The 18,270-nt window shown below is 43.9% G+C and carries 20 protein-coding genes; 8 read left to right on the forward strand and 12 right to left on the reverse strand.

The genetic code is table 11. From position 1 onward, the window contains the following. Positions 1 to 65: 65 nt before the first annotated feature. Positions 66 to 806 carry a 5'/3'-nucleotidase SurE gene (surE, locus tag ABD960_RS03945; RefSeq protein ID WP_345329594.1) on the forward strand — a complete coding sequence of 247 codons (741 nt, stop codon included), beginning with the start codon at positions 66 to 68 and terminating at the stop codon, positions 804 to 806. Between the two features lie 22 nt (positions 807 to 828). Here the strand turns inward: surE and ABD960_RS03950 are convergent, their stop codons facing one another. Continuing rightward, the gene (locus tag ABD960_RS03950; protein WP_345329595.1) at positions 829 to 1,338 is read right to left on the reverse strand and encodes a hypothetical protein; all 510 of its coding nucleotides are present in this window, start codon (positions 1,336 to 1,338) and stop codon (positions 829 to 831) included. A 79-nt stretch (positions 1,339 to 1,417) separates the two neighbouring features. After that, positions 1,418 to 1,909 carry a hypothetical protein gene (locus ABD960_RS03955; RefSeq protein WP_345329596.1) on the reverse strand — a complete coding sequence of 164 codons (492 nt, stop codon included), beginning with the start codon at positions 1,907 to 1,909 and terminating at the stop codon, positions 1,418 to 1,420. Positions 1,910 to 2,222: 313 nt separating this feature from the next. Between ABD960_RS03955 and ABD960_RS03960 the strand changes: the two genes are divergently transcribed. Beyond that, the gene (locus ABD960_RS03960; protein ID WP_232176676.1) at positions 2,223 to 3,083 is read left to right on the forward strand and encodes an N-acetylglucosamine kinase; all 861 of its coding nucleotides are present in this window, start codon (positions 2,223 to 2,225) and stop codon (positions 3,081 to 3,083) included. Positions 3,084 to 3,153: 70 nt separating this feature from the next. Here the strand turns inward: ABD960_RS03960 and ABD960_RS03965 are convergent, their stop codons facing one another. Beyond that, positions 3,154 to 3,879 carry an NUDIX hydrolase gene (locus ABD960_RS03965; RefSeq protein WP_345329597.1) on the reverse strand — a complete coding sequence of 242 codons (726 nt, stop codon included), beginning with the start codon at positions 3,877 to 3,879 and terminating at the stop codon, positions 3,154 to 3,156. Positions 3,880 to 4,005: 126 nt separating this feature from the next. Between ABD960_RS03965 and pfkA the strand changes: the two genes are divergently transcribed. The 4 genes from pfkA to ABD960_RS03985 all read left to right on the forward strand — a co-directional run bounded on the left by pfkA (position 4,006) and on the right by ABD960_RS03985 (position 7,581). After that, complete coding sequence (gene pfkA / locus ABD960_RS03970; protein ID WP_345329598.1) at positions 4,006 to 4,992, forward strand: 6-phosphofructokinase; 987 nt, start codon at positions 4,006 to 4,008, stop codon at positions 4,990 to 4,992. A gap of 3 nt (positions 4,993 to 4,995) precedes the next feature. After that, complete coding sequence (locus tag ABD960_RS03975) at positions 4,996 to 5,844, forward strand: hypothetical protein (protein WP_345329599.1); 849 nt, start codon at positions 4,996 to 4,998, stop codon at positions 5,842 to 5,844. 5 nt (positions 5,845 to 5,849) lie between these two features. Continuing rightward, positions 5,850 to 6,845: a type I glyceraldehyde-3-phosphate dehydrogenase gene (gap, locus tag ABD960_RS03980; RefSeq protein WP_345329600.1), complete on the forward strand. Its 996-nt coding sequence runs from the start codon at positions 5,850 to 5,852 to the stop codon at positions 6,843 to 6,845. Positions 6,846 to 6,975: 130 nt separating this feature from the next. Then, positions 6,976 to 7,581, forward strand: a complete 606-nt coding sequence (locus ABD960_RS03985) for a hypothetical protein (RefSeq protein WP_345329601.1) — start codon at positions 6,976 to 6,978, stop codon at positions 7,579 to 7,581. Positions 7,582 to 7,594: 13 nt separating this feature from the next. Here the strand turns inward: ABD960_RS03985 and ABD960_RS03990 are convergent, their stop codons facing one another. Together ABD960_RS03990 and ABD960_RS03995 are read right to left on the reverse strand one after the other, a co-directional pair. Further along, positions 7,595 to 8,359 carry an MBL fold metallo-hydrolase gene (locus tag ABD960_RS03990; RefSeq protein WP_345329602.1) on the reverse strand — a complete coding sequence of 255 codons (765 nt, stop codon included), beginning with the start codon at positions 8,357 to 8,359 and terminating at the stop codon, positions 7,595 to 7,597. Next, positions 8,356 to 8,628 (reverse strand): hypothetical protein, encoded by a 273-nt coding sequence (locus ABD960_RS03995; RefSeq protein WP_345329603.1) that lies wholly within the window; start codon positions 8,626 to 8,628, stop codon positions 8,356 to 8,358. Before ABD960_RS03995 ends, ABD960_RS03990 begins: the two co-directional genes overlap by 4 nt. Positions 8,629 to 8,748: 120 nt before the next feature. Between ABD960_RS03995 and ABD960_RS04000 the strand changes: the two genes are divergently transcribed. Continuing rightward, positions 8,749 to 9,303, forward strand: a complete 555-nt coding sequence (locus ABD960_RS04000; RefSeq protein WP_345329604.1) for an AAA family ATPase — start codon at positions 8,749 to 8,751, stop codon at positions 9,301 to 9,303. A 1-nt stretch (position 9,304) separates the two neighbouring features. Here ABD960_RS04000 and ABD960_RS04005 read toward each other — a convergent pair whose 3' ends face one another. From ABD960_RS04005 to ABD960_RS04030, 6 genes are all read right to left on the reverse strand, one after another. Beyond that, positions 9,305 to 9,895, reverse strand: coding sequence for a hypothetical protein (locus ABD960_RS04005; RefSeq protein ID WP_345329605.1), 591 nt, complete (start codon positions 9,893 to 9,895; stop codon positions 9,305 to 9,307). Positions 9,896 to 10,009: 114 nt separating this feature from the next. Beyond that, positions 10,010 to 10,918: a hypothetical protein gene (locus ABD960_RS04010; protein ID WP_345329606.1), complete on the reverse strand. Its 909-nt coding sequence runs from the start codon at positions 10,916 to 10,918 to the stop codon at positions 10,010 to 10,012. 16 nt (positions 10,919 to 10,934) lie between these two features. Continuing rightward, positions 10,935 to 11,873 (reverse strand): hypothetical protein, encoded by a 939-nt coding sequence (locus ABD960_RS04015; RefSeq protein ID WP_345329607.1) that lies wholly within the window; start codon positions 11,871 to 11,873, stop codon positions 10,935 to 10,937. 160 nt (positions 11,874 to 12,033) lie between these two features. Beyond that, complete coding sequence (lolA1, locus tag ABD960_RS04020) at positions 12,034 to 12,711, reverse strand: outer membrane lipoprotein periplasmic chaperone LolA1 (RefSeq protein WP_345329608.1); 678 nt, start codon at positions 12,709 to 12,711, stop codon at positions 12,034 to 12,036. 80 nt (positions 12,712 to 12,791) lie between these two features. Next, the gene (locus ABD960_RS04025; protein ID WP_345329609.1) at positions 12,792 to 15,230 is read right to left on the reverse strand and encodes a penicillin acylase family protein; all 2,439 of its coding nucleotides are present in this window, start codon (positions 15,228 to 15,230) and stop codon (positions 12,792 to 12,794) included. Beyond that, the gene (locus ABD960_RS04030) at positions 15,217 to 15,789 is read right to left on the reverse strand and encodes a thermonuclease family protein (RefSeq protein WP_345329610.1); all 573 of its coding nucleotides are present in this window, start codon (positions 15,787 to 15,789) and stop codon (positions 15,217 to 15,219) included. The genes ABD960_RS04025 and ABD960_RS04030 overlap by 14 nt, the downstream gene beginning before the upstream one ends. A gap of 137 nt (positions 15,790 to 15,926) precedes the next feature. On the opposite strand from ABD960_RS04030, the gene ABD960_RS04035 reads away from it, so the two are divergent. Then, the gene (locus ABD960_RS04035) at positions 15,927 to 17,636 is read left to right on the forward strand and encodes an alpha-amylase family protein (protein ID WP_345329612.1); all 1,710 of its coding nucleotides are present in this window, start codon (positions 15,927 to 15,929) and stop codon (positions 17,634 to 17,636) included. Here ABD960_RS04035 and ABD960_RS04040 read toward each other — a convergent pair. After that, positions 17,633 to 18,223 (reverse strand): hypothetical protein, encoded by a 591-nt coding sequence (locus ABD960_RS04040; RefSeq protein ID WP_345329613.1) that lies wholly within the window; start codon positions 18,221 to 18,223, stop codon positions 17,633 to 17,635. The two genes, ABD960_RS04035 and ABD960_RS04040, sit on opposite strands and share 4 nt — an antisense overlap. Positions 18,224 to 18,270 lie beyond the last annotated feature (47 nt).

The following is an 18,270-nucleotide window of genomic DNA, read 5'->3' on the forward strand; positions in this document are numbered from 1 at the left end:
AGTACAATCAATTAAAACATACCTTTTGTTTTGTGGTTGAAATAATAAACTAACTGTTAAATGTTATGCGGATACTGATCACCAACGATGATGGAATATATAGCCCGGGCATAGCTGCCCTGGCACAAATAGCAAATAAGTTTGGCGAGGTAAGGGTAGTAGCCCCGGATGTAGAGCAATCATCAATGGGCCACGCGGTTACCCATTCAAGGCCGTTGAGTTATAAAAAATCACCCATAGAATTTCCGGGTATAGAGGCTTACCGGGTTAACGGTACCCCGGCAGATTGCGTGGCTTTAGGAACACACCTTTGGTCAAAAACTGATGTGGTGCTATCCGGCATTAATATGGGGCCAAATCTGGGTAATTCCATGTGGCACTCCGGTACGCTGGCAGCGGCAAAACAGGCGGTGTTATTCGGCATTAAAGGTATTGCGCTAAGCACGCCGGTTGGCAAAACCGAACCGGATTTTAAGGCGCTTGAGCCTTTTGTTGAAAAGGTACTAAGCTCATTACTGCAAGACGATAAGCTCGCATTATACAATGTGAACTTTCCTGAGCACCCTACGGATATCACCTGGACGAGGCAATCCGTACGTCTATATGACGGTACTGTTATACCCGGCACCGACCCTATGGGCCGCAAACATTACTGGTTTACCGTAACCCCGCTTGAGCCGGCCGACGAAGGTACAGACCGCTGGGCGGTTGAAAATGGACTGGTTTCCATAACCCCGCTAAGGCTCGATTTGACGAATGAAGAAGAGCTTAAACAAATGATAAAAACACAACCCGTAAGCTTGTAGCAAACGGGCTGCGTTTAATGAATTATTGCTTTGGTTTGTATAAGGTTTGCTCTAACTCACCTTTTCCATCGGCTTCAATAAGTGCTTTTACCTTTTTGTCTATCTTGACTTGATTTTTAGGATCTTGCATATATCGCAATACTTGTTTAGTTGCTTCCAGACCAACCTTTTTAGAGTCTTTTATTTCAGGCTGCATTATTTTAACCCTCACAAGAGCCGCCATATACATGCCAAGATTGTCGCTTTCACCCAAAAATGCACCGGCTGATTCATCAAGGTCAAATTGATATTTCGGTGTGCCTGTCATCCATTTTACCAAATATTGTAGTGATTTTAAGCGCTTAATATCATCTTTCTGGTAAGGCATACTAAGCAAATAGTTTGCAGATTTCAACGCGGCACTGTCCGCGGTAGCATTGTAATCTTCTTTTGTTTCAAGTTTAATCTGGGAAACATCTGGCAGGCTTTGTGCATTAGCGTCAACGCAGCATGTAGCTACGGCCAGTATCGAAATCAATAGTGCTTTTTTCATGATAAGGTACCAGTTCATTATAAGTTTAATACTGGCAAATATATCATAAAATAGCGATCATAATTTAAATGCGTTTTGTTTACAAAGCCTGTTCCAGCCGGCCTTCTTTGTAGGCAGCCATCAGCCGGTTCATATCGTCGCGCAGCAATACATAATTATCGTCGTTATCGGCATAGTCGAGCAATATTTTTAGTGCGCCTATTGATATCTTACGGTCATCCTCAATGTCCGGATTTTGAAGTTGGTATTTAGTAAGCGCGGCCATATACAGGTCGGTTAAATCCTTATCGTCCTCAAAATTTGCCATTATATCTTCGTCCAAAATAAACTCAAAACTCGGTGTTTCTTCCATCCATTTGTTTAAAAAGTTCATTGCACGCAAGCGGGTCGGGTCGTCCTTTATGGCTGGTACCTTGAACAGGTAATCCGCCACCGGCAGCGCTATTGAGTCGGCATCTATTGCGCCTTCTTCGGTCTCCAGGTCGTACCTGTCTAAAGCAGGTAGTTTTTGTGCGTATGTGGTAAAGGCTACTGCGCTGGTAAACAGTAGCATAAGCAGTAACTTTTTCATGGCTTTTAATGGTTTATTTATTAAACAATCAGTTGTTCAATAGGTTTAAAAATAGCGAATTTTAACCTTTTTATCAAGTGGCGTCAGTATGCTTCAGCGCAGGCTCGCCGCTTATATTGCGAGTTGGTTATATAAACGTTATATTTGATGTTTTAAGTAAGGTATATTTATATAAAACGTTTTAGTGCGAGTGCTTATTTAGGCCGGATTTTGCTTTTAAATTTAAAAAAAAGCTTTTTTGGCGTTCAAAGTGTTCGTTTTACAATAAGTTAATTATACATTTACCGCAATTTCTAATCAATAAAAAACACTTATGATCATTATTGCCGATGGCGGCTCAACTAAAACTAACTGGTGCCTGGTAAATGAAGAAGGCAAAAAAGTATATTTTAATACAGAAGGTTATAACCCTTACTTCGTAAGCAAGGAATACGTGATTAACTCATTACGTGAGAATCTGCCTACCGACCTGGAGATCGACAAGATTACAGAGGTAAACTACTACGGTGCGGGTTGTTCAACCGAGGAGAAACGTAACCAGATAAAAGAGTCGATGCAGGTTGTATTTACCTCAGCCAAAGTAAACATCGGTCACGATCTGCTGGCTGCCGCACGTGCGTTGCTTGGCCATACCGAAGGTTTTGCTGCTATATTAGGCACGGGTATGAATACCTGTACTTACGACGGCAAGAACATCATCCAGAATATTGATTCAGGCGCTTACATTTTGGGTGACGAGGGCAGCGGCTGCCACATTGGTAAAAAGCTGCTGGTTGATTACCTGCGTGGTTATATGCCAGAGGCTGTACGCAAGCTTTTTTGGGAAACCTTTAAGCTTACACCTGATGACGTGAATGAGCAGGTATACACCAAGCCATTGGCTAACCGTTTTTGCGCGAGCTTCAGCAAATTTGTGTATGATAATAACGTGCACATTGAGTACTCGCGTAACCTGGTACGTTCATCATTTGTTGATTTCTTTAAAAACGTGGTAACACAATATCCTGACTATCAAAAATATACATTTAACTGCATTGGTTCGGTAGGTTATAACTTCCGTAACGTGTTAGAAGAAGTAGTTGCCGAAAACGGCATGACGGTAGGTAAGATCATTCGTTCACCTATAGATGACCTGGTAAAATATCACCTTGAACTGGCTCCAAGCCAATTATAACAGGTTCAATAACGCATAAAAAAATCCCGCTTCAGTTATGGAGCGGGATTTTTTTTATTGTGACGAATATTTATTTTTCTTCGGATGCGGCGGCTGCAGGTAGCGCATCCATATTCAAATCGTTCTGGAATATCTTGTTGTATTTACGGCGATCGAACTTATACAGTTTGGCGGCACGGTATGACACGCCTTTTTGCTTCTCGCTCAGTTCCTTTAAAAAGCCGTAACTCAGCATTTTTTTGCGGAAGTTACGCTTATCCAGTTTTTTATTCAGTATGATCTCGTAAAGTGACTGTAGTTGTGTTAAAGTGAATTTTTCGGGCAGCAGGTCAAACGCAATAGGCTGATAGTTTAACCGCTTCCTTATTTTGCTGAATGCGCTCCTGAAAATCTCGGTGTGGTCAAATGCCAGTTTGGGCATTTCGTTAACCGGTATCCAGAACGCTTTACGCGCGTATTGAGTAATAGGAGTAAGGTCCTTTTGGCCGCTTATACGTATCAGGGCAAAATAGGCAACAGTAATTACTCGCCCCTGCGGGTGGCGGTTAACCTCGCCAAAGGTATGCAGCTGTTTAATAGGCATGTTGCGCAGGCCGGTAAGCTCATACAAAATACGCTTGGCGCCATCATCAATGCTTTCGTTTTGCCCGACGAAGTTACCCGGCAGGGCGTACCAGTCTTTAAAAGGCTCCTCATTTCGCTCAATAAGTAATATCTTCAACTCGCCGGCCTCGAAACCAAAAATCACACAGTCGATAGAGAATACGGAGTCGAATTTAGGTAGTACTGTTTCCAAAATATAAGTTTATAACAATAGGATAAAGATATGCGTTAATAATAAACAAAAAAATAAAAATAAATTTAATGGTGTAAAGTGCACACACTATCTTCGTACCGTAATTTCGAATACCAAATAAACGCAATGCAAAAACTTTCAAAGATAGCAGTTCTGACATCCGGCGGCGACGCCCCGGGCATGAACCCTTGTATAAGGGCCGTTGTCAGAACCGCGTTATATAATGGATTACAGGTAGTTGGCGTAAGGCAGGGTTACCAGGGCCTTATTGACAATAACATGTATGACATGAACAACCGCTCGGTTAGTAACATACTTAACCTGGGTGGTACCATCTTAAAAACCGCGCGTTGCCTTCCGTTCCGTACCGAAGAAGGTATGGAGCTGGCCTATAAGAATTTAAAAGCCCGCGGGATTGACGGGTTAGTGGTTATCGGCGGCGACGGTACTTTTACCGGTGCCCTGCGCTTCTCAAAAAAATTCCCTGATATTGCGGTAATCGGTGTACCGGGTACTATTGATAACGACTTGTACGGCTCAACCTACACCTTGGGTTTTGATACGGCCACCAATACCGTTATTGAGGCTATCGACAAAATTCGTGATACGGCCGACGCGCACGACCGCCTTTTCTTTATCGAGGTGATGGGTCGCGATTCAGGCGCTATTGCCCTGCGTGCCGGTATTTCATGCGGTGCTGAGGCTATTTTATTGCCTGAAAAGGAAACCGCTATCGAAGAGTTAATCGTGAGTTTAAAAGCAGGCCATTACAATAAAAAATCATCAAGCATTGTAATTGTTGCCGAGGGCGATAAGCACGGTGGCGTATATGATATTGCCAAGGCCGTTGAAAAAGAGGTTAAGAACTACGATATAAAAGTAACCATATTAGGCCACCTACAGCGCGGTGGCAGCCCCAGCAGTTTTGATCGTATTTTGGGTAGCCGTTTAGGTTTTGCCGCGGTAAACGCCATGATAGCCGGTAAAACCCAACAAATGGTGGGCTTGCAGGCAAACAACATCGTTTTAACCTCGCTTGAGGAAGCGCTTAACCAGCACGAGTTTAAACTGGAAGAGGATTTGATGCAGATGATGGAAATACTCTCGATATAATTAATGATAGCAGTTGTTTATAGCGGATCGCATTATGCACACTGGCGCCTTGCCGATAAGGGGCGTACTGTGGCATCATTTAAAACAACCGGTATAAACCCCTATCTTAATGATGAGAAACACATCATCCACGTATTCAATAAGAATATAAATCTCATTCATCACGCTGAGGAGATCAGGAAGATATATTTTTTCGGGCCGGGGCTTTCGTCGCCGGAGATGAAAGAAATAATTCGTAATGCTTTCACTGCTTTTTTTAAATTTGCCAAAATAACAGTAGCGCATGACATTGATGCAGTTGCACTTGCCGGTTGCAAAAATGAGCAGGGCATAGTTTGTATTTGCGGTAGTGGCACCAATGCGGCCTGGTATGACGGCCGTAAGGTAAAAAGCAACAATTTTGGCCTTGGTTATGTACTTGCCGATGAAGGATCAGCCAACTGGCTGGGCAGGCAGCTGCTAAAAGCATTTATAAGTAAGGCCCTGCCTGATAATTTGTGTAACAGGTTTGCAAAGAAGTACAATTACGACCGAAATGCCATTTTGGACAAAGTGTACCGCCAAAAGCAAACGGCACTGTTTTTGAGCTCGTTTAATGACTTCTTTATTGATAATAAGGATGATCAGTACATAAATAAACTGCTTACAACAGGTTTTGAAAAATTAGTGAATACTTACCTGATACCGCTACATAAACAATACCCTGATGCCCCGGTTCATTTTTCGGGCTCGGTAGCCATGCATTTTCAGGATATTTTGCAACCTATAACTGCCAATGCCGGTATTAGCGTAAGCAGCATTGTCAGGTCACCTATAAATAATTTATTAACGTATTACGCAAACAAAAATTAAACAATATGAAAATAGGAATTAATGGTTTCGGCCGTATTGGTCGCCTTGCTTTCAGAGCTGCTGTTGAACGCCCGGACATCGAAGTTGTAGGTATCAATGACCTTGTTGAGCCTGATTACATGGCTTACATGCTTAAATACGATTCAACTCACGGTAAATTCAACGGTACTATTGCTGTTGAGGGCGGTAACCTTGTTGTTAACGGCAAAACCATACGTGTAACTGCTGAGAAAGATCCGGCTAACCTTAAATGGGGTGATGTTGGTGCAGAAGTTATCATCGAGTCAACCGGTTTATTCTTAACCCAGGAGACAGCTCAAAAACACATTGACGCAGGTGCTAAAAAAGTAGTAATGAGCGCGCCGGCTAAGGATGATACCCCAACTTTTGTAATGGGTGTAAACCATAAACAATTAAAAGCCGATCAGCACATCGTATCAAACGCATCATGTACTACCAACTGTTTAGCACCAATTGCTAAAGTACTAAACGATAAATTTGGTATCGAAGAAGGTTTAATGAGCACTATCCACGCAGTAACTGCTACGCAAAAAACTGTTGATGGTCCGTCTGCTAAAGACTGGAGAGGTGGCCGTGGTGCTTACCAGAACATCATCCCTTCATCAACAGGTGCTGCTAAAGCTGTAGGCTTAGTATTACCTGAGTTGAAAGGTAAGTTAACTGGTATGTCATTCCGTGTTCCGGTTGCTGACGTATCGGTAGTTGACTTAACCGTTCGCCTTAAAACAGCTACTTCATACGAGGCTATCAAGGCTGCTATGAAAGAAGCTTCAGAAGGTGACCTGAAAGGCATCCTTGGTTATACTGAAGATGAAGTTGTATCAGAAGATTTTAAAGGTGATGCACGTACTTCAATATTTGATGCTAAAGCCGGTATCGCTCTGAGCGACAACTTTGTTAAAGTAGTTTCTTGGTACGATAACGAGTGGGGTTACTCAAATAAGTTGATCGACCTTGTACAAGAGTTAGGCAAATTATAATCGCCATATCCTTTTATAATACAAAGCCGGCCAAAAGCCGGCTTTGCTGCTTTTAACGCTTCTTGTACGCGTGGTTGTAGCGTTTTGCATTTTTAAGCCGTAGTGTATATAACCAATACCAATATCCTTTATGAGAAAGCTTTTGCTAATCTTTATAGCTGCAACCCTGTTTTCATGCAAAAAGGAAGCTACCTATGGCCCGCTGAAGTTAAAGAACGGACAGGAAGTTGACCTGCTGGTTGATCACCGTTATGGTGCTGATCAGGATGTTTTATTGCTGGCCAACAACAGGAAATCTGCTGAAGCCTATTTGTCCGGATTTAACGATCGCGAACCGGGATACAATTATAAGGTTAAAGCCAAGTTCCATTACGAGGAAAATCCACCTGCTGACGGCCCATCCTACTGGTATGATTTTGTTAAGGTAGAAAGCAAGGAGCAGTACAAGGGTGATGAAGCCTTTACCGTGCCGATGATCGTGTCGTATGTTCCTGGCGGACCGGTGATCAGGCTAAATAAAACAGGCAGTAACTATTACTTTGTGCCTGATAAGTTACAGTTTACTTATGCCGACAATACTGTGAAAGCTGAACTTGAGGAGATATGGGCAAACGTAGAGGAAGTGCAAAATAACGGGCAATTACCTAGATGGAAAGCAATAAAGGCAACGGTTACGCATGATCCTTCAAATTTCGGTAAAGCTTACTTAGTGAAGCAGATCGTGTTTACGCCATAACGGCTTGCTGATTTTACAAATGCAGCTGTAATGAATCATAAGCCAGCTCAATACCATCGGGTAACTCCTGCGAGATAACGTGGTGTTTGCCCAGGCGGTGGCTGATGTGGGTGAAATAGGTTTTCTCCGCGCCGATGCTTTGGGCAAAGGCTATGGCTTCATCAAAGGTAAAGTGTGATATATGCGTTTGCTTTTGCAGGGCGTTTATCACCAAAGTTTTAGTGCCTCTTATTTTCTCCACTTCCTCGGGGGCAATGGTTTTGGCATCGGTAATATAAGTGAAATCGCCAATGCGGAAACCCAGCACGGGCAGCTTGTAATGCAGTACCTCAATAGGAGTAACGGCCAGGCTGCCGATATGGAAAATATCTTCCCTACGGATAGTATGCAGGTTGATTTGCGGGATGCCGGGGTAGCCGGCATTATCAAATATATAGATGAATTCGCGCTTTAGGGCCTGCTGCACCCTTTCTATAGCATACACATCCGTTGGGGTTTGCTGCAGGTAATTAAAAGCGCGCACATCGTCCATCCCTGCCACGTGGTCCTTGTGCTCGTGCGTAAAAATTATTGCATCCAAATGTTGTACATCTGCCCGCAGCATTTGGTAACGAAAGTCAGGCCCCGAATCGATCACGATGTTCTTGCCCTCGGTTTCAATCAGTATCGAGCTGCGCAGACGCTTATCGTGCGGATCATGCGATTTGCATACCTCGCAATGGCAGGCAATAACAGGTACACCCTGCGAAGTTCCGGTTCCTAAAAAAGTTATGGTCACAGTTGCAGGTTGGTTTGTTTAAGCTGGTGTAAAAAAGCAATTTGCTTATCGTCCAGTCGTTTATGATCAATCTCTAACTCACGCAGCAATTCAACTAACGATTGTATACGGCTTTCCAGGTTCGAGAATTTGTTTACCACGATCATCTTACTGCTTTGCAGTAAACAGGCGCCGGTTTTAAAGTTGCCCTTTTCATAACGCACTTTGTAGCCGCCGCTTTTAAGCAGCAGCTCCAGTTTTTCGAGCGTATGGGTGGTTAGCGTTAGCATGGCAAATTATCGTATACTGTCAAAAGTAATAAAGAATGGTTAAGCACCATATGTTTGCGAAAAAGTTTTCGTTTGCATGATAAAACTGCAATTTTGCAGCCGTTAGTTAATCAAATCAATATGCGTATCAATATCATAGGGGCTTCCGGGGCCGGTGTTACTACGCTTGGGCATGCCCTGGCAAATGCAACCGGATATACCTATATAGACAGCGACGATTACTATTGGGATAACGCCGGCCATATATCACCATTTACCGTCAGGCGCCATGCCGATAATCGTAACCGGATGCTTTTGCAGGACCTGCGCAGCCATGGCAACTGGATATTGGGCGGCCCGGTGATGAGCTGGGGTATGCCGGAACATGTGAATTTTGATATGGTGGTGTTTTTGCAATTGTCACCGCAATTACGCATGGCGCGCCTTAAAAAACGCGAGCACGAGCGCTATGGCGATATTATTTATACCGATGCATCACGCAACCGACAGTTTGTTGATTTTATGAATTGGGCTGCCGGTTATGATGATAACACCGCGCCCAGCAGCCGTACCCTGCAAAACCAGCTGAACTGGCTGCAAACACTTAGATGCCCCGTTTTGCGCATCACAGGCGATACCACGGTTGATGATCGCCTTAACCGTGTATTAGCGGCAATGCAACAGGCTGGCACTTAGTTTAAACATCTTCGCTATCCCGTTCGGCTTCTTCCTCAAGGCGGTCTTTGCGCTCGTCTTTTAAATCCTTAATGGTGTCTTTATAATCTTCTTCCAGGTCTTTAAGTTCTTCCTTCATATCGTTACGGGCATCGCGGCGGTCTTCGGCATCCTCAAATTCCTCGTTATTAAAGTCGTCTATGATCTGTTTACGCTCTTGCAGGTAATTTTGCTCCTCGGTGTACAACTCCATTTCAAATTCGAATTTCGATTGCAGGCGTTCAAATTTGCGCTCGTTAATTCGGGTTGTGGCATCATCAGGGTTTTCCAAAACTTGTATCATCATGGCCGAAATCTGCCCATAATAATCCTTGGTCAGCTTAGCTATCTTTCCTCCGGATAGTTTGCCATTTACATCCACGGTTTTTAGTTTGGCCAGCTCCTTGTTTGATTTTCGCATCGCGCGGATCAAACTATCGCGGCTTTGCTTAGGCAGCATTTTCATGGCCGACAGGTCATGGAAATTGTAATTGGCTGGAGTGGTGTTTTTTTGAGCAAAGGCTGTGTTTGCTATTAAGCACACCAGAACAGCAAAAAGGAAAAGGTTTTTCATGATATAAGATTGGTTGGTTTATACAGGTTTGATAAAGCTACACATAAAAGGTTTAACGCGCATAAAAAAAGCGGTGCTTATTGGCACCGCTTTAAAAAAAACACTATGTATTGATTAGTAATTTGTTTTAAGTGTATCAGGCTCAAACTCGGTTTTTAAAGAAGTTGTGAAGCCGGTTCCGCCGGTAGCCCCAGGGTCGTTACTAAATAACTTGCCGGTCAAAATGGTTTTCTTATTACGATAAAACATAACGTTATTTAATGTTTTTTGAGCATATATTACATTGCCACCAAGGTTTGATGCTGCCCATATCGTAACCGTAACCGGGCCTGTGGTATTTAAAATGGATACCGACGTGCCCAGATCAAATGTGCCGCCGTTAAAGTTGCCTTTGTCTTTTTTTAAAGTAATAATGCGTGTTTCATTGGGTACTGTAACAGGCGTGTAATTGAATATTGAAAAGGCCTGGTAGTCATTAACAGTTGCCCTGTATTGAAGTACAGACGAGCTTATCGGCCCTTCATCGGTTAGTATTATCTGTAAACCAGCATTCATGCGTTCAAGCGCTACCTGCTGATTTAAATTCTGATTCGAAACCGTAAAATTTATTTTTTTGTAAAAGAGCGATGTGTTAACGTCAGGTAAAACCGTGTTAGGCTCCTGAATGGTGTATGCGCCTTTAAAACCCATAATTACGGCTGTGTAGTTGCCGGCAGCTAAACTATCAAGCAGGGTGCCGAATTCCTTTGCGCTGCTTATTGATGTTTTTTGTTTAATTAATGTGCCGTTAGTAGTATAAAGCCTGTAAAGTATCGAGCCGATTTTTTGCGCAAGCGAGTCGCCATCAGCTAACAGCTTTTTATCAGCTGATGATTTGCCAATCGGTTCAAGCACTTGCGAAAAGCTGTTTACTTTAAAGTTTACTGTATATAACTTGCCGCTGTTATCAGGTTTAGCGGGTTTATCCTTTTTGCACGAGAAAAGCAGCATTGCCGCTAAAATTGCAAGTATTGTATGTTTCATTTTTGATAGGTTTAATTTAAAATCCGCCGTTTACAGGTTCATCCCATTCATCATCAACGGTTATTGTAAAGCCAGTATTTTTTGGCGTGAACAACTTACCTGATACCAGCGTGCGGTAATTAGCTTTACAAATAACATTTGGTATCACTTTCGTGTCAAACGGGGTATTTGGATCGCTTTTATAATATTTCAAGGTAAGAATATAAGGATTTTCCGTACCAAGTGTTACTGATTTGAATTGTAGATTAGTTGTGCCCACATCTGCAGCAGTAACGTTTTTTGTTTGTTGGTAATGGCCGGTGGTATAATCTATTTCTGTAACCTTTTTTGTTGGATTACTGTAATTAACTACAGGCACTGGCGATGAAGTGATATTAAATGAAGTAAACCGCGCATACGTAAGCTGAATTTTAGTTACATCAGCCGGAATGGCATCTTCAATATTTACAATTAATTCGCTGGTTATCCTTGTTAGTTCGGCGTGGGTTTCAATAGGAGTGTTGGTTACTGTTATAGGTACTACTGCTCTAAATGTGTTTAGTAGCAAATTGTCATCCGAGTAGCCGATTCTGCTTTTATTTTCTGTAGCAGCAAGCATGTTTCCGCCCGCTACAAAATAAGCCAAATAATTGCCGGGAGCCAGGTATTCGCGATATACACCAAAATTACCATCTGATTTCCGGGTGCTGCGGTGCGAAAGATAGTCACGCTTGTCTGATGCTTTATATAACCAATAAACCATGCGCTCAGCTTGTGATGTGTCTACATCATTAATTCCAAGTATGCGTATTGGTTTTTTCTTGTCAAGCGGCTCATAATGCTGTTCAAAGCCGGATACGGAAAATGTTACAGCATACTTTTTCTCGTCGGTTGGAGTAGGCGTATCCTTACTGCCTTTTTTACAGGCAAAGAGGAGTAAAGCCAGTACACTACAAAGTAGTAATGGTTTTTTCATGGTAAATTAGATGTTGTTAATTCATAATTCGACAATTGTCAACAAAAGAGCATTATGCTTATATGAAATAGGGGGATTCATAAGATTTAAGCCCTGCAAATATAAAAAATGCATTATAATTTATTGATTATAATGCATTTAAAGTTTTCATAGCTTGCTTTTACCGAAGGTCAACCACCTCAACGCCTGGGTGCTTTTTGGCATCAAAGCTAAAGTAAGCATCGGCCACCGGAGTGTTAGGCGTAGTGGTTTTAAGCGTGTAATTGTAGCGTGAGCCATTACGATCAAACACCAACACGTTGTAGATCTGTTTTTTGACCTTATCAATCATCAGCCTGATCTTAAAAAACTGGGCTTTCTCGGCTTCCGGGGTCAGGTCAATCACCTGGTAAGTTTTGCCGTTTTGTTTTTGCAGGCCGTTATAAACGTATTTATAACCTTTTTCGTAGATGGTAAATATTTGCGCCGGGTTAAAGGCATCGTCGCCCTGGCCGGCATCATTCACCTGTACCTCTTTTTCGTCAACCATGTAAGTCCACTGGGTTTTACCATCGCTGATGATCTCCTGATCAATAACCTGTTTTTTGCCGGCCGGCTGGTACAGGCTCACCCTGAATTTGTTGCCCTGTATTTTTGAAATCAGCGTACCGGTTTGCGTATTTTGTACGCCTGCCTGTTTGTTATCAACGGTCAATACAAAATCAGTTTTTATGGAGCTATATGAGCGGTATTTTTTGCTCAGCCCGTTCAAAATGGTTTTGGCATCGCCATCCTTTTGGGCAAAGGCGCCATAAGCTTGTACAGCTACCAGCAATGCGAGTATAAAGTATTTTTTCATGTGTTTGTTATCGTAATACCCTAACATAAATAACACGCCGGGGTTTTACTTATAGAGTGATTATGCTGCCGAGGGTTTAATTAATCTACAGTAAGCTTTAATTCCGCTTTGATGCGTTTAGATGGTTCGCGCGGTGCGGTTAGGAAAAGCAGCTCATCCAGCTTACCGGCCTGCCAGGTGGCCAGCATATCATCATAATAAAAACTACCGGGATTGCCTGATTGCCCGCCCGGAATGATGCCATAGCCCTTTACCTGCGGCCCTAACTGCACCACCATGCGCCATGATGGCCCATGCCCGTCAACCAGGGCGTTAACCGTTAACCCGGTGCCTGGCGTGGCAAAGTTGCCCGAGCCAAAACCATCCAACCCGGCAAGGTGCGACACTTCAAAGGGTTTTAATTTGGCCCACGTCCAGTTTTTGGCTGATTTGCCATGGTCGCGCACCAAATTATCAACCGTTTCAATAAAAGCACGGTTTACCACTTCGGCAGCGGTTTCAACAATCGGGGTGTGCTGGTTATCAAACCATTTTGATTTAGGCTGTTTGATGAGCAATTGCTCGGTAACATCCCGGTTAGGAAAACGCAGCGGTATTTTGCTGCTGTTAAACCGGTCGTTCCAGGTCATGCTGTAAAACTTGCGCCACCAGCCATCAAAAATACTTGGCCCCGCCGAGTTTACGGCATAATGCTTATCCCAGCTTTTTACAATTTGATAGGCATGTAATTGCGATTCATCAAGCTTGGTAGTATCAAGGTAGGCGAGCATGGTAGGTAGTACATCCTGCGCTACGATGCTGTACTCATCCAACTGTAAAATACGCAGGCTGTCAACAGTTGCACGCTGCATGGCAGCCAGGCGGTCGTTAATGCGTTTACCACGCTCATAGCCGGCAAACTGCCAGTTGACGTAGTACGGATAAGTTTTATCGGTACTGAACTGGTTGGCTGAGCTTACAAAACCGCGTGGCGGGTTTTTTACCGTTGGATTATGGGTATAAGGTATAAAGCCTTTCCAGTCGTTCCCCGGGTCGCTGCCATCCATAATATATTTGCCCTGTTCAAAGTATTTAAGCGGAATTTTACCATTAGGGGTGATGGAGATATCCTTATTTACATCAGCAAAAATAAAGTTTTGCGCAGGGGCCGAATAGTATTGCAAAGCCTTGCGGTAATCGGCATAATTGGTAGCGCGGTTAAGCAGGTAGAAGGTCTTGAACTCGTCCGACTCATCGTGTGCTATCCACCTCAGCGCATTACCCACTGGAATATAAGCCGGAGCATTTTTAGTTTTCTTAGCCGCGGTTTCATATACTACCGGACCATGGTGCGTGTACAGTACGGTATCATAAACGGTAGGCTTGCCTTTAATAACGATCGCCTCAATACGTTTGGTTACCTTATTCCAGCGGTTGTTGTACCAGTATTCGTTCTTTTTAGTGTCGCGGAATTTTATCTGGTACCAATCCAGCACGGCGGCATCAACATTGGTTACGCCCCAGCTTACCTTGTTGTTAAAGCCGATTACTACGCAAGGCGCTCCAGGCAGCGATACACCGTAAACATTTACCCCCGGCGCGCTCATTTGTATTTGATACCAGATGGATGGAAAGGTCAGATTTAAATGCGGATCATTAGCCAGAATAGGGTAGCCATTGGCTGATTTGCTGCCGCTGATGGCCCAGTTATTACTGCCGATACCTTCCACCTTTTGCTGAGGGTTCGCGGCAGCGTTCATTTGCGCAGTAAAGCTTTTTGAGGGTTGAGGTAAAATTAGCGGCTTAAAATTCCATTTAGTACCTGTCGGGATGATCGGCTCATCGCGCACCGGCCGATCAGGAAACAACTCTTTAATTACATCTGCCCCGAAAAGCTGCAGGGTGTTGGTCATGGCAAACTGGTCAGACCCACCCGCCAGCGTTTGCGACATCAGCTTTAACAAAAAAGCGCAATTAATGGGTTTCCAGGGTTCAGGTTTATAGCCCATTAGCTTAAACTCAAGCGGGTAATCTTTTTCATCCAATCCGGCTATATAGGCGTTAATGCCATCGGTATACGCGTTGATCACTTTGCTCATCACGCTATCCTTCATAATACACTTCAGTGTGTTTTCAGCGCCGTAGCCCATACCCATGCGGCGGGCGGTACGGTCGCGCTCTAAAGCCTTATCGCCCACAATTTCACACAAACGGCCTGCCGCGCTGCGGGTTTGAATATCCATTTGCCACAGCCTGTCGCGCGCGGTGATGTAGCCCTGCGCATAGTACAGATCGTGGTTATTTTTGGCGAAGATGTGCGGTATGCGGCGTTCATCAAATTTGATGGTTACTTCTTCAGTAAGTCCGGGCAGGCTAATTTCATCATCCCCAACCTCTGTACGGTTCTCGGCATTTTGCCAAAAGCCACTTACCGGGTTAAGCAAAGGCGCAATTGCCGGTATGCTGCCAAAGTTGGTTTGTACCGCCCAAAGCAGGGCAACGGTAACAGCGAATGAAAGTAAAGCTTTAAAAAACTTCATCAGGTATGTTGTAAAGGCTAACTAAAGATACTGTTTCCTCTAGTTTATGCCTCCGCTTTTTACGCGGTTTTTTATTCTTGTTTTTTGACTTGTTGCGGCGGAAGTTCCAGGGCTCAACCGGGTTTGCATCCTGCCATAAGCCTAAACGGTTTTGGCGGGCATATTGTTCAAGCTGGGCCAGCTCCGGGTCTTTTGAGTAGGTTTTGTACTCCCAGGCATAGCCGTTTTTTACCAATTCGTGATTCAGGTTACGGCCATCGGCCAAAATTACATAAGCTACCGCGCGGCCATAGTGGTCCTTGTCGCTGCCATTAAGCGTAACATTCTGCCCAAAGCATAATTGGGCGGTATATTGCCGTGCCGCTGTACCAAAGGCTTGCGCTTTTTCGGGGCAATCAATGCCCGCCAAACGCACGGTAATATTTTGCAGGTCATGGCTTAATAGTTCAATGGTGTCGCCATCTTTAATCTTGACCACCTTGTAGGTGTCCTCGGGTAAAGGGTTGCAACCGGCAAGGGCTACCAGCAGAAATATGATGAGCAGGCGTATGTTTTTCATAAGGCGTAAAACGGGGAGCTAAGGTAGGAAATAGTGAGTGGTTAACAGTGAATGGTGAGGTTTATCTTGGAAAAGAGAATGGCATGAATCTTTCAAAAACCTATCTTAGCAAAGCATAACCCAACATTGTCAAAACCATGAGCGATCATAAACTCACTATATATCAACTGCTGCCGAGATTATTCGGCAATACTAATACTACCCGCAAATATTATGGTTCGATAGAAGAGAACGGCTGCGGCAAGCTGAATGATATTAATGAGCGTGCGCTGAGCGAGATCAAAAATATGGGTTTTACACACGTTTGGTACACGGGCGTTATTGAACATGCCACCATGACGGATTACTCCGCCCATGGCATAGCGCCCGATGATCCGGATGTGGTAAAGGGTAGGGCAGGGTCGCCGTACGCCATTAAGGACTATTATGACATCGATCCTGATCTGGCGATTAATGTGCCTAAGCGAGTGCAGGAGTTTGAGGCATTGATCAATCGCACCCACGAGGCCGGTTTAAAGGTAATTATGGATTTTGTGCCTAACCATGTGGCCCGTACCTATTATTCGGATATAAAGCCCGCCGGCGTACGAGATTTTGGCGAGGATGATGATGATACGGTAGCCTTTTCGCCCGTTAATGATTTTTATTATATACCCGGTCAGCCGTTGGTAATACCGGGTGGTTACAACCCCGGTGGCGATCAATTTACCAGCCCGTTAAAAGATGGGCGGTTTGATGAAAACCCGGCCAAAGCCACCGGCGATAATGTTTTTAATGCCTGGCCATCCATCAACAACTGGTTTGAAACCATTAAGCTGAATTACGGGGTTGATTACGTTGCCGGATATCAAACCCATTTTAACCCCGTACCGCCGCTGTGGCATAAAATGCTGCACATCCTGTCGTACTGGGCTGATAAGGGGATCGATGGTTTCCGTTGCGATATGGTGGAGTATGTGCCCTTTGAGTTTTGGGGCTGGCTGATAACGGAAATGAAACAGTGTTACCCCAACGTGATCTTTATCGGCGAGGCATATAACGCGCAGGAGTATCACAATTACTTGTTTAATGGCCGGTTTGATTATTTGTATGATAAGGTAGGTTTATACGATGCCGTAAAGCGCCTTACCCGTAACGAGTGGAATGCATCCACGTGGGACATAAACGCCGTTTGGAACCACCATACCCGCGGTTTTGACGAACGTATGCTGCGCTTTATGGAAAACCATGATGAGGAACGCGTAGCCTCGGCGCCCTTTGCAGGTGATGCCTGGCTGGCCCTGCCGGGTATGATCGTGAGCGCTACGCTATCAACCGGGCCGGTGATGATCTACTTCGGACAGGAGGTAGGGGAGCCCGCGCATGGTGCATCCGGCTTTAGCGCTGATGACGGCCGCACCACCATATTTGATTACTGGGCCGTGCCCGAGCATCAAAAGTGGGTAAACAACCAGGCTTACGATGGTGCGCAATTGCACGAAAGCCAGGTAAGGTTACGCGAATTTTACAGCAAATTGCTTAATGCGGTACGCAATAACGAAGCCCTGCGCGAGGGAGAATTCTACGAGCTGATGATGGCCAATGAGCATCAGCCAGGCTTTAATAATCGCTTGTATATTTACATGCGCTATACGGCCAACGCTCGGGTGCTGGTGGTAGTAAACTTTAACCGCCATGCAGTAGATATTACGATAAAGTTGCCAGACGATCTTATAGCAAGGCTTGGCATTAACGATATAGTTAAATTTACTGATCTGCTTTCAGAGAAGGCGTTTCAAACGGATAACATTCATAACGGCTTGCAATTGAATATCGCGGCTGCAAGCGGATATTTGCTGGCTTTCTAAAACTGATTTATGTAAGGTTCTTTCTTTATCAACTCTACCAAAGTTTTTAACGGCGAACGCATATTGTGTTTGTAATGCGTGTTAGCCCGGTTATGTGACGACTTCTTATAGATATATGGCTCATAAATAGCTTGCATATATTCTCGATCGTCTGTTTTAAATAAAAATACATGATCGCAATAATGCGAGCTTTTTACTACAATTTCAAACTCTTCATTTATACCGTTTTTTTCAAATTCGGGTGCCGGTATTGAGTCGGTAATTATTGTTTTAAACCTTGCTTTTGTAAAATCCAATAACTTAGTTCTCATGGGTTGCCGCTCGTGGTCTTTGCATTCATCAAACCGTTGTACCCAGCTTTTGCCATTTTGCTGCCACATCAGGTATCGTATCTTTTCAACTTCGCATGGCATAAGCGGATCCTGAATACGTGGCTTTGAGCCAACGCAATATTTATAGTAAACCACGGTGGTATTTATTCCGGCTTCTTTTAATTCGGCAATCTTAGCGTTTAGCTTATTATTAGTTTGTGTAAGCCCGATTTTACACATAAGTAGTGTTAATAATAAGGTTAGTATAGGTTTCATGGGCTTGTAAAATTAGAATTAAAGTTACCGCTTTGCCCTTGCAAAAC

This window comes from Mucilaginibacter defluvii, assembly GCF_039543225.1.
Lineage (GTDB): Bacteria > Bacteroidota > Bacteroidia > Sphingobacteriales > Sphingobacteriaceae > Mucilaginibacter > Mucilaginibacter defluvii.

Bases quoted from the DNA above. Each gene is read 5' to 3' on its own strand.
- ABD960_RS04025 (WP_345329609.1), bottom strand. From the start codon at position 15,230: ATGAAGTTTTTTAAAGCTTTACTTTCATTCGCTGTTACCGTTGCCCTG.
- ABD960_RS03955 (WP_345329596.1), bottom strand. From the start codon at position 1,909: ATGAAAAAGTTACTGCTTATGCTACTGTTTACCAGCGCAGTAGCCTTT.
- ABD960_RS04010 (WP_345329606.1), bottom strand. From the start codon at position 10,918: ATGAAACATACAATACTTGCAATTTTAGCGGCAATGCTGCTTTTCTCG.
- ABD960_RS03950 (WP_345329595.1), bottom strand. From the start codon at position 1,338: ATGAAAAAAGCACTATTGATTTCGATACTGGCCGTAGCTACATGCTGC.
- ABD960_RS04030 (WP_345329610.1), bottom strand. From the start codon at position 15,789: ATGAAAAACATACGCCTGCTCATCATATTTCTGCTGGTAGCCCTTGCC.
- ABD960_RS03995 (WP_345329603.1), bottom strand. From the start codon at position 8,628: ATGCTAACGCTAACCACCCATACGCTCGAAAAACTGGAGCTGCTGCTT.
- ABD960_RS04035 (WP_345329612.1), top strand. From the start codon at position 15,927: ATGAGCGATCATAAACTCACTATATATCAACTGCTGCCGAGATTATTC.
- ABD960_RS04040 (WP_345329613.1), bottom strand. From the start codon at position 18,223: ATGAAACCTATACTAACCTTATTATTAACACTACTTATGTGTAAAATC.
- lolA1 (WP_345329608.1), bottom strand. From the start codon at position 12,711: ATGAAAAAATACTTTATACTCGCATTGCTGGTAGCTGTACAAGCTTAT.
- surE (WP_345329594.1), top strand. From the start codon at position 66: ATGCGGATACTGATCACCAACGATGATGGAATATATAGCCCGGGCATA.
- ABD960_RS04015 (WP_345329607.1), bottom strand. From the start codon at position 11,873: ATGAAAAAACCATTACTACTTTGTAGTGTACTGGCTTTACTCCTCTTT.
- ABD960_RS04005 (WP_345329605.1), bottom strand. From the start codon at position 9,895: ATGAAAAACCTTTTCCTTTTTGCTGTTCTGGTGTGCTTAATAGCAAAC.
- ABD960_RS04000 (WP_345329604.1), top strand. From the start codon at position 8,749: ATGCGTATCAATATCATAGGGGCTTCCGGGGCCGGTGTTACTACGCTT.
- gap (WP_345329600.1), top strand. From the start codon at position 5,850: ATGAAAATAGGAATTAATGGTTTCGGCCGTATTGGTCGCCTTGCTTTC.
- ABD960_RS03975 (WP_345329599.1), top strand. From the start codon at position 4,996: ATGATAGCAGTTGTTTATAGCGGATCGCATTATGCACACTGGCGCCTT.
- ABD960_RS03985 (WP_345329601.1), top strand. From the start codon at position 6,976: ATGAGAAAGCTTTTGCTAATCTTTATAGCTGCAACCCTGTTTTCATGC.
- pfkA (WP_345329598.1), top strand. From the start codon at position 4,006: ATGCAAAAACTTTCAAAGATAGCAGTTCTGACATCCGGCGGCGACGCC.
- ABD960_RS03960 (WP_232176676.1), top strand. From the start codon at position 2,223: ATGATCATTATTGCCGATGGCGGCTCAACTAAAACTAACTGGTGCCTG.